Raw genomic sequence first — 268 nt, forward strand, 5'->3', positions numbered from 1 at the left:
TTACCTACTAAACCGATAGTTACTTTCTTAGACAAGTTTTTCACACGATCCACAAGGCTGATCCATTCACTCATTTCAGCTTCACGACACTCTAATCCAAGATAATTACAAACATAATCATCTAGATGCTGCTTTTGAAGTTCAAGTGGTACTTCATATAATGTATCAGCATCACGTGCTTCAATAACTGCATCCTTTTCAATATCACAGAAAAGAGCATTTTTATCCTTCATGTCTTCTGGAACTGGGCGTTCAGTACGTACAACAA

At 36.9% G+C, this 268-nt stretch carries 1 pseudogene; it reads right to left on the minus strand.

Going from position 1 to position 268, the window contains the following annotated elements:
- Positions 1-268 (minus strand): annotated as a pseudogene (gene pyrG / locus AOA62_RS29910) (CTP synthetase); the annotation flags it as partial.

Origin of the sequence: Pseudomonas sp. 2995-3, assembly GCF_002742565.1 — a bacterium.
Classification (GTDB): Bacteria; Pseudomonadota; Gammaproteobacteria; order Pseudomonadales; family Pseudomonadaceae; genus Aquipseudomonas; species Aquipseudomonas edaphica.